Source organism: Brevundimonas sp. MYb52 (assembly GCF_002979535.1).
Lineage (GTDB): Bacteria > Pseudomonadota > Alphaproteobacteria > Caulobacterales > Caulobacteraceae > Brevundimonas.
Window position 1 is genome coordinate 25,989 of record NZ_PCPB01000020.1, and the last position, 8,807, is coordinate 34,795.

Sequence of the window (8,807 nt, forward strand, 5' to 3'; positions counted from 1 at the left end):
ATGATGGCCGATCCCAGGACCGACAGCGAGGAAGCCCGCGAAGCCGCCGCCATGGGCGAAAAACCTGACCGGGGCCACGCCCAAGACGCGCTGAAAAGAGCGCTGGAGGGTAGCGACATGGGCTCTGACACCCGCGCTGGCTCGCTGCGCGGCGGTTCGGCCTCAGGCTCCGACATTGATCCGGACCAGGATGTCATCAACGAGGCCCTGGCCGCCGAGGGCCGACGCGCCAAGGGCGAGGGCTCCCAACCGGCGGGAGGCCCCGCCGAAGCGCGCAAGTCGACCGGCCAGCCCGGCGACGATGTGGACGCCCCAACCGGTTGAACCGCCTTGCTGCCGCCGCACGGATGGGCCACGGTGTTCATCAAGTTGAACAGTCTCAAGGACGTAGGCGGGATGAAGCGTAGCGTGGCAGCCGTCGCCGTGGCCCTCACGGTCGGTCTCACCGGATGCGATGGACGCAGCGAAGCTGCGCCCGAGACCAGCCTGCCGCCGGCCGCCGACGCCCCGCCCGCTGAAATCGCTTCGCCGACCACCCCGGCAGAGGCAGCGCCCGTCGCCGCGCCGGCCGTCGACGCAGCGACCATTGACGGGGCCCCGGTCTTCGCCGCCCTCTATCCCGGCGCCCAGGCCGATGGTCCCGCCGCCGTCGCCAACGGCCCGACCGGGCCGGGCGGCCTGATCACCTTCACCACGGACGCCGTCCCCGACGCCGTCGTCGCCTTCTACAAGCAACGCGCCGAAGCGGCGGGCCTTTCCCCTGTCATGGCCATGAACCAGGGCGAGGCCCGCGCCTATGGCGCCGCCGCCCGCAAGGAAAACGGCGCCACCTTGCAGGTCGTCGCCGCTCCCGGCGAAGGCGGTCTGACCTCGGTGCAACTGACCTGGAGCGCCGGAGCCTGATGACCCGCCGGGGGGCCTGCGTCATCGCCATCCTCGCGGCGGGGCTGTCGGCCTGCGCCGGCACCCCCGCCGCCTTACGCCCGCAAGCGGTTCTAGCCGCCGCCCCGGAAACCAAGGGCTATCTGAACGGGCCGCTGATCCAGGCCCTGGCCGATGCTACGCCCCCGCCGCCCATCGCCGGTTCGCCCGTCGATCTGGCCGACAAGGCGCGCTCCGCTCAGTTCAAGACGCTGGAGGATAGCGACCGCTGGCTTCTGGCCACCGCCCATGCCGAGTTGCGCCCGCCGCTGGCCCTGCAGCATTTCGACTGCGCCCTGGGCCTGCGCCTGGGCTCGGCGACGACGCCCAACCTGAACCGGCTGATGCAACGGCTATTCGACGATTCCGACGCCGCCGCCGAGTTGGTCAAGGCGCGAGGCTTCCGCGCGCGGCCGGTCGGCGACGACGCCGAGCGCCGCCCCTGCCAGCGGGTCAGCGAGGCGGGCCGCGAGAGCGCCTCCTATCCGTCCGGCAGTTCGACCGTTGCAACCGTCTATGGCGAGGCCTTCGCCGCCCTGGAGCCCCAGCGCGCGACCGAAGTCCGCCGCATCGCCCATGAGATGGGCCTGAGCCGACTGGTCTGCGGCATGCACTATCCCAGCGACGTCGCCGCTGGCGAGGTCCTGGGCAAGACCGTGTTCGACGCCGCCGCCGCAACACCCGGCTTCGACGCCGATCTGGCCGCCGCGCGCGCCGAACTGGCCGCAGCGCGCGCCACGGGCCTGACCAGCCCCGGTTGCGCCTCGGAGCGGCTGGCCCTGGCCACGCCCCTGCCCTGATGACGGCTTGGCTGGCGGCCCTGTGGTTAAGCGCAGCGCCTGACGCAACAACCTCAACCGCCTGGGCTCTGCCTGCGGCCCGCCCCTGCTCCGCCGCCGACCTGGGCGAACTGACCGCCGAGGCGAGAACACCCTATCGCCTGACCTGCCGCGCCGTCCTGGCTCCAGGCCAGAGCATCGTCCGTCCTGTGCTGATCGAAGGCGCCGAGGCCTCGGGCGCGGGGCTGGACTGCCAGGGCGGAACCATCGGACAGGCGGGCCTCGCCGTCAGCCCGCGTCGGCCCACCATCGCCGTCTGGTCGCGCCGCCTCAGCGCCGGCCACTGGAGTCGCCCCACCGACATCCACATCCGGAACTGCGTCATCCACGGCGCCGTGCGCGTCTGGGGCATGGGGGCTGACGGCGGCTATGACGACCTGCGCGCTTCGTCACGCACCGCCACGCACACAGCAACAGCGCAGGCGGCGGCTCCATCCCATGTCGAGCTGGACCGGGTGACGATCATCGGGACCGGCTCGATCCCTCTCTATGTCGGACCGGGGGTGACGCAGCTCAGCCTGATGAATTCGACCCTTTCGGGCCGCAGCGTCGCCACAGCGCTCTATCTCGACGCCGAGAGCGCCGACAATCGGATCGCGAACAACACCCTCGCCGTCCAAACTGATCGCGAAATGATCGCCGTCGACGGCTCCACCCGCAACCACATCGTCCACAACCACTTCACGCTCGGCGGCCGCCCCGGCGTCTTCCTTTATCGCAATTGCGGCGAGCGCGGCGTGATCCGGCATCAAACGCCCTCCGACAATCAGATCACGGACAATGTCTTCTCGGGGGCCTCATGGCTGCGCCCTCGACTGGTCGTGGTCGGGGCGCGCGAAGGCGGCCGCTCCTATTGCAAGGCGGATCGCGGCTATCCCTGGGGCAGCAGCATCGACGACGGTGACCGCGCCACGGGCAATGTCGTGGCGCGGAACCTTCGTCGCTAGGCCGGACGGCCCGTCGCCAGGGGGCCGTATAGCTCCGGGCGACGATCGCGGAAGAAGCCCCAGGCGGCGCGATACTGATCCAGGAAATCGAGGTCGAAGGTGTGGACCAGCACGCCCTCCTCGCCCGTCAGGCTCTCGACCAGATCGCCGCGATGGTCGGCGATGAAGGAGTGGCCGTAGAAGGTCTGGCCGGCCTCGGTCAGGGCCTCATGGCCGATGCGGTTGGAGGCAATCACCGGCATGGCGTTGGACACAGCGTGACCCTGCATGGCCCGCTGCCAGGGCGCGGCGGTGTCGAGCGTCTCGTCATGCGGCTCCGAGCCGATGGCGGTCGGGTACATGAGGATGTCGGCGCCCTGCAGCGCCATGGCGCGGGCGGCCTCGGGGTACCACTGGTCCCAGCAGATGCCGACGCCGATGCGGCCGAAGCGGGTGCTCCAGACCTTGAAGCCGGTGTCGCCGGGACGGAAGTAGTACTTCTCCTGATAGCCGGGGCCGTCAGGGATATGGCTCTTGCGATAGACGCCCAGGGCCTCGCCGTCGGCGTCCAGCATGACCATCGAGTTGAAATAGTGCGGCCCCTCCTTCTCGAAGATCGAGACGGGGATGACGACGCCCAGTTCCTTGGCCACCGGTTGTAGTTGGACCACGGCCGGATGCTCGCGCCACGGATAGGCGGTGGCGAACCAGTGCTCCTCCTGCGTCACGCAGAAATAGGGCCCCTGGAACAGCTCGGACGGCAGGATGACCTGCGCGCCCTTGGCCGCCGCCTGGCGGATCAGGCCAATGGTCTTGTCGATGTTCGCCTGCATGTCCTCGCCGTACGAGGTCTGCAGAGCAGCGACCGTGATGGTGCGGGCCATTATGCGGGTTCCTGTTGCGAGATGCAGTGGAAGGAACCGCCGCCGGTCAGGACGGCGTTCGACGGCGACAGGACTATCTCGCGGTCGGTAAAGACCGTGGCCAGGGCCTCGCCCGCCAGACGGGCGGCCGTGTCATCGCCATAGGTCGGCACCACGATGGCGCCATTGGCGATCAGGAAGTTCATGTGGCTGGCCGGGATCGGGCGCTCGTCGGCGTCCAGCACCAGACCCGGCGACGGGATGCGCAGCACCTTGAGCTTGCGGCCCATGGCGTCGGTCGTCTCCATCAGGGTGCGGGCCGTCTCGTCATAGACCTCGGCGTTGGGGTCCTTGCGGCCAAAGGCGATGGGGCAGGCCACCACGCCCGGCGCGACAAAGCGGGCCAGGTTGTCGACATGGCCGTCGGTGTGGTCGTTCAGCAGACCGTCGCCCAGCCAGACCACGACCTTGGCGCCGACCGAGGCGGCCAGCGCGGCCTCGGCGTCGGCCTGGGTCCAGCCGGTGTTGCGGTTCTTGTTCAGCAGGCACTGGCGCGTGGTCAGGACGGTGCCCTCGCCGTCGTGGTCCAGGGCGCCGCCTTCGAGGATAAAGTCGTGACGCGTGGTCGGCACGCCGGAAAACTCGGCGATCTGATCGGCGACCTCGTCGTCGTGCGGATAGTCGTACTTGCCGCCCCAGCCGTTGACGCTGAAGGTCTGGGCCGTCTTCGAGCCGGCGTTGAAGATCGGGCCGGTGTCGCGCAGCCAGATGTCGCCGAAGCGCGCCGCCACAACCTCGACGCCGTCGACGCCGTCCAGACGCGCGCGGGCGCCGGGCAAGGCCTCGTCATTACCGACCATCAGCTTGACCTGCTCGCGGCCCGGACCGGCCAGGGCGCGAACCAGGGCTTCGACCTCGTCCTGGGCCTGGGCGAAATACTCGCCCCACAGCTCGGCATGGCTGGGCCAGCCAACCCACATGGCGCGGTGCGGCGTCCATTCGGCGGGGATAGCCAAAGTCAGGGACGGGGTCATGGGCGAAGTCGATCCGAATGGGAGAAAGGCAGACCGCGCCAGATAGGGGCAGACGCACCCAGCCGCAACCACACAAACGAAAGGGGGCGGAGCCTTTCGGCCCCGCCCCCCGGTCGTCTGCTGTCCGATGCCAGACCTTAGAATGCAACGCCCAGCGTCAGCATCACCGTGCGCGGAGCACCCACGTGGTAGGTGCCTGCGCTGTCCGGATCGAAGGTACGGATGTCGGCCAAGTAACGCTCGTCGAACAGGTTGGTGACATTCATCTGCAGGTAGGTGTCGGCCACCGTCAGCCAGCTCGGGGTGTAACGCAGGTCGAGGTCGAACACTGTGTAATCCGGCGCGACTTCGGTGTTGATGTCGTTGGCGAAACGTTCGCCGACATACTTGCCCTGAAGACCGAAGACGAAGTCCGAGATCTCGTATTGGGCACGCAGGCCGTACTGCCACTTGGGCGTTTCGAACAGCATCTTGCCGGCGGTGCGGATGAAGACCGGATCGCCATTGCTATCCACGCCCTTCAGCAGATCATCCTTGATCTCGCTGTCCAGATAGCTGGCCGAAGCATACAGGCTGAAACCTTCCACCGGCGCCCAGCCGATCTGGCCGTCGATGCCCTGCAGCGTCACCGATCCGACGTTGCGGCTGTAGGACGTGTCTTCCACTTCATCATACGCGCGGACGATGCGGTTCTCATAGTCCGTGCGCCAGGCGGCGATCGAGGCGATGATGCTGCCCGACTGGTAACGATAGCCCAGGTCGAAGGTCTTGGTCGTTTCCGGGGTCGGGTTCGGATCGCCGAAGTCATACAGGTCGTCGGTGCGCGGCGCCGAAATACCTTCAGCGTAGCTGGTGTAAACCGACTGGTTCGGGGCGAAGCGCCAGGTCAGGCCCAGGTTCGGCAGCAGGTCGTCGTACTTACGCTCGTACGAACGCGGCGCGGTGTACTTCAGGGCCGGACCGCTGTTGTACGGACCCATGTTCGGGAACGAGAAGGTGCCGTCGCCGTTGTTGATCGGCGTCATCTCGGTGCACAGGGCGTTGCTGGTGTCGCGTTGGTAGCAGTAGTTGTTCAGCTCACGCTTGAAGAAAGGCGCGCGCAGACCGATGACCAGATCGACAGTGTCCTGCACGAACGAGCCGCGGTATTCCGCCGAGAACTGGTTCAGGATGGCGTGCGACAGGCGGTCACGACGGCGCAGAAGGCTGCCATTGGCCAGAACGACCGGCTCACCATCACGGCCAGCGAACCAGTTGTCGAAGAAGCCGTTGGTCATATAGCCTTGCTGACCCGTCTGGCGGTGACGGCCGAGCTCATAGGTATAGGCCGCGCGGATCTGGTGCGAGTCGTTGATATCCCAGATCAGCGAGGACAACACGCTGTAACGATGGGTGTTCGTGATGTTCGGGCGGGCCAGGACGACGTTGCCGTTCGAAAGGAACTGGGTGCCGCGAGCGAACACCAGATCGCCCGAACCGGCGCCGCCGATGGCGTCAAGCTGGGCGCGGGTCCAGTTGTTGTTACCGCCGCCGTGCGCCAGCGTATACTGGAAGCTGGGGTCGATCGTCAGGCGAAGGCCGTCAGCCAAGGTGAAACGCGAGTTGCCGCGGATGTTGCCGGTGTTCGACGGGTTGATGCCCGTTACCAGAGAACCCGGGTTGTAGGTCGGACGGGTGTAGCCTTGGCCCGCATTGAACTGCGCCAGCGTGACTTGCTGGTTGCCGAAGAAGTTGCGGTTTTCGTTGTAGTGACCCGACAGGCTGACGAAGTCGCCGTTGTCGCCCAGCGGCTGATAGATGCGGCCATTGTACTGGGTCTTGTCAACGCCGAACAGGGCGTTGAAGTGATCATACTCGGTCTTCGAGGCCGAGAACCAGGCCGAGGTGCCCCACGGACCGAATTCGCCGGTGTCGACCATGGCGAAGATGCGACCGAAGCTCTCATCACCAGTCGAGGCGACCAGGCTCACGCCGAAGTCCGATGCCGGACGACGGGTCACCATGTTGATGGTGCCGCCGGTGGCCGAGGCGGTCGGGCTATCGACCTCGGTGGTGCCCAGGTTCACGCCGATGCGCGACAGGGTTTCCGGGTCGGGCTGCTGGTTGGTGTAGATGGCGTAGTTGCCGGTGTCGTTCAGCGGAATGCCGTCTACGGTCAGTGAGATGCGGGCGGAATCGAAGCCGCGCATGGTGACGTCGCCGCCTGCCGAACCATAGGCGTCGGCGTTGTTGAAGTTGACGCCCGGAACCAGGTTGACGGCCGCCAGCGGCGTCTGGCCCGCGTTCTGCGTCTGGATGTACTGCTCGGTGACCGTGGCCGTCGAACGCGGGTTGCGCTGAGCCACGATGGCGCCGTCAATTCCCGAACGGTTTCCAGTCACGACGATGCTGTCCAGCACAGTGGTTTCCACTGTCTGGCTGCCGGTCGACTGGGCCGAAGCGGCGCCAGCCATGAGAACGCCGCTCATCAGGGCGGTCGTCGCCCAGAACAGCTGTTTGCGGTTGGTCATCTGTCTGTATCCCCAGTGATGAAGGCGTAGCGCCATGCGCGGCAGGCCAATGGCGCCTGTCGAGATGGGCTGGGCCTTAAGGCCGCTGCGGGAAGGTTGGGCGACAGTCATGTGACAGTGATATGACAGTCCTCGGGGGTTGCCATAACGCCACACCCCTGTGGACGATTCTCGTCACACGCTCACGGCGGCGTTTTAGTCCGCGCGCAAGGCGAAGGCGTCGGCGATCAGACCCGCGGTCGGCCGCATGGCGCGTGGTTCATGATAGTTGCCGTTGATCTGGCTGCGCGCGATCACATGGGCGCGGAAAGCGGTGAACAGGCCCGGATCGGCGGCGACCGGCCCGCTCCAGAAGGCGTCCACGGGCTGCTGATCGGTCAGCCCCGCAAAGTCGAAAAACGCTTCGCCCAGAACCTTGACCGGGGTGCGGAAGCCCAGGGCTGACAGGGCGGCGCTGGAATTGTTGACCACCACGCCTCGCGATGCGCGGCAAAGCTGGGCCAGGTTGCCGCCGTCGATGAAATCGACTCGCCCGTCCAGGCCGCGCTCAACCGCCAGACAGCGGGTCATGTGCGCCAGGTCAGACAGGCCGGGGTCCAGCGGATGGTTCTTGACCACCAGGCGGCAATCCTTGGGCGCATGACGAGCGAAACTGCCCATCACCTCAGCCAGGAAGGCCATGTTGTCGGCATAGGAGGAATAGCGAAGAAGTTGCGCGTCGCCCTCACGCTGCAGACAGGCGATGAAGAAAGGCCCGCGCGCACGGATGACATCCGCGTCGCAGGACTGCTTGGGGCGGGTCGCCAGGCTGAAGTAGCGGCGGATATGGCCCAGGAACTGCCGCCAGGGCGAGACGGTATAGGGATGGCGATAACGCGGGAACGCCGCCCACCCCAAAGACCCGACCGCATGATAGAGACTGATATTGAAGACGTGGTGCGGCAGGATCTTGCCGACCGGACGCGTCAGCGGCAGCGCCGGAACGGGCCCGGCATAGCCTTCAGCGGTTCGCGGCAGCCGGCTGGACCCATTGACCCCGTTGCGTTCCAACGTGATCCAGTCGGGACGGAAGTAGCCGTTCTCGAGCACCCAGACGCGGGCGTTCAGCGAGTCGGCCTGCGCCAGAACCCCCTGATTATAGGGACCGCCCTCGCCGAAGACGATAATGTCGGTGAACTCGTTCGCCAGTTCGCGCACGCGCGCAGGCCAGCGCCGGACATCGTCGCGAAACGCCAGAGCGCCTTCTCGGCGCCAGGTCAGCAGGTCGCCGGCGTTGAAGATCATGCGCACGGTTTCGCCGCCACGCGCGGCAACGGCCTGGGCCAGAAAGCGCCCGAAGCCGCCGAACGGCGCGGTGACGATCAGAAAGCGACGGCCACGCAAGTCCGCCTGCACCAGCGGGATCGCGTTCGGCTGATCAGGATCAAATGGCGCGAGCAAACGCTGAGTATCTTTCCAAGGAACGAACCCCTTCCTAGTGCCAACGGCCCGTCAATGACAAGGCGAGTGGACGACCGGGGCGAGTCTGCATTGTAGAAATAGAAGGCCGCCGGCTCGGGAGGAGTCCGGCGGCCGGATATTTCGACACCAAGAACTTGCCCCCGAAGCCGGACCTTGCGGTCCGTTTCGGGGGCGGCAGTCTTAGAAGTTGATGTCGATGGTGGCGCGACGGTTGAGCGGCTCGCGCACGCCGTCAGCAGTGGCCTTGGCCAGG

8 protein-coding genes are annotated in these 8,807 nt (G+C 66.8%); 4 read left to right on the plus strand and 4 right to left on the minus strand.

All coding sequences use genetic code 11. The annotated features are described in order from the left end of the window. Positions 1–3: 3 nt before the first annotated feature. The 4 genes from CQ039_RS15625 (at position 4) to CQ039_RS15640 (ending at position 2,707) form a co-directional block, all read left to right on the plus strand. Positions 4–324: a ribonuclease gene (locus tag CQ039_RS15625; RefSeq protein WP_105564708.1), complete on the plus strand. Its 321-nt coding sequence runs from the start codon at positions 4–6 to the stop codon at positions 322–324. Between the two features lie 72 nt (positions 325–396). Beyond that, positions 397–903: a hypothetical protein gene (locus CQ039_RS15630; protein ID WP_105564716.1), complete on the plus strand. Its 507-nt coding sequence runs from the start codon at positions 397–399 to the stop codon at positions 901–903. After that, complete coding sequence (locus tag CQ039_RS15635; RefSeq protein ID WP_105564709.1) at positions 903–1,721, plus strand: phosphatase PAP2 family protein; 819 nt, start codon at positions 903–905, stop codon at positions 1,719–1,721. Before CQ039_RS15630 ends, CQ039_RS15635 begins: the two co-directional genes overlap by 1 nt. Next, positions 1,721–2,707: a right-handed parallel beta-helix repeat-containing protein gene (locus tag CQ039_RS15640; RefSeq protein ID WP_233190320.1), complete on the plus strand. Its 987-nt coding sequence runs from the start codon at positions 1,721–1,723 to the stop codon at positions 2,705–2,707. The genes CQ039_RS15635 and CQ039_RS15640 overlap by 1 nt, the downstream gene beginning before the upstream one ends. On the opposite strand, the gene aguB is transcribed toward CQ039_RS15640, so the two are convergent. From aguB to CQ039_RS15660, 4 genes are all read right to left on the minus strand, one after another. Beyond that, entirely contained in the window at positions 2,704–3,570 is an 867-nt protein-coding gene (gene aguB / locus CQ039_RS15645; protein ID WP_105564710.1) for an N-carbamoylputrescine amidase, read from the minus strand. The two genes, CQ039_RS15640 and aguB, sit on opposite strands and share 4 nt — an antisense overlap. After that, positions 3,570–4,583: an agmatine deiminase family protein gene (locus CQ039_RS15650; protein ID WP_105564711.1), complete on the minus strand. Its 1,014-nt coding sequence runs from the start codon at positions 4,581–4,583 to the stop codon at positions 3,570–3,572. Before CQ039_RS15650 ends, aguB begins: the two co-directional genes overlap by 1 nt. A 137-nt stretch (positions 4,584–4,720) precedes the next feature. Beyond that, positions 4,721–7,093 (minus strand): TonB-dependent receptor, encoded by a 2,373-nt coding sequence (locus CQ039_RS15655; protein WP_105564712.1) that lies wholly within the window; start codon positions 7,091–7,093, stop codon positions 4,721–4,723. A 195-nt stretch (positions 7,094–7,288) separates the two neighbouring features. Then, the gene (locus tag CQ039_RS15660) at positions 7,289–8,533 is read right to left on the minus strand and encodes a capsular biosynthesis protein (RefSeq protein ID WP_105564713.1); all 1,245 of its coding nucleotides are present in this window, start codon (positions 8,531–8,533) and stop codon (positions 7,289–7,291) included. Positions 8,534–8,807: the final 274 nt, after the last annotated feature.

Coding starts and splice junctions, on each gene's coding strand:
- aguB (WP_105564710.1), bottom strand. CDS start 3,570: ATGGCCCGCACCATCACGGTCGCTGCTCTGCAGACCTCGTACGGCGAG.
- CQ039_RS15625 (WP_105564708.1), top strand. CDS start 4: ATGGCCGATCCCAGGACCGACAGCGAGGAAGCCCGCGAAGCCGCCGCC.
- CQ039_RS15650 (WP_105564711.1), bottom strand. CDS start 4,583: ATGACCCCGTCCCTGACTTTGGCTATCCCCGCCGAATGGACGCCGCAC.
- CQ039_RS15630 (WP_105564716.1), top strand. CDS start 397: ATGAAGCGTAGCGTGGCAGCCGTCGCCGTGGCCCTCACGGTCGGTCTC.
- CQ039_RS15640 (WP_233190320.1), top strand. CDS start 1,721: ATGACGGCTTGGCTGGCGGCCCTGTGGTTAAGCGCAGCGCCTGACGCA.
- CQ039_RS15655 (WP_105564712.1), bottom strand. CDS start 7,093: ATGACCAACCGCAAACAGCTGTTCTGGGCGACGACCGCCCTGATGAGC.
- CQ039_RS15635 (WP_105564709.1), top strand. CDS start 903: ATGACCCGCCGGGGGGCCTGCGTCATCGCCATCCTCGCGGCGGGGCTG.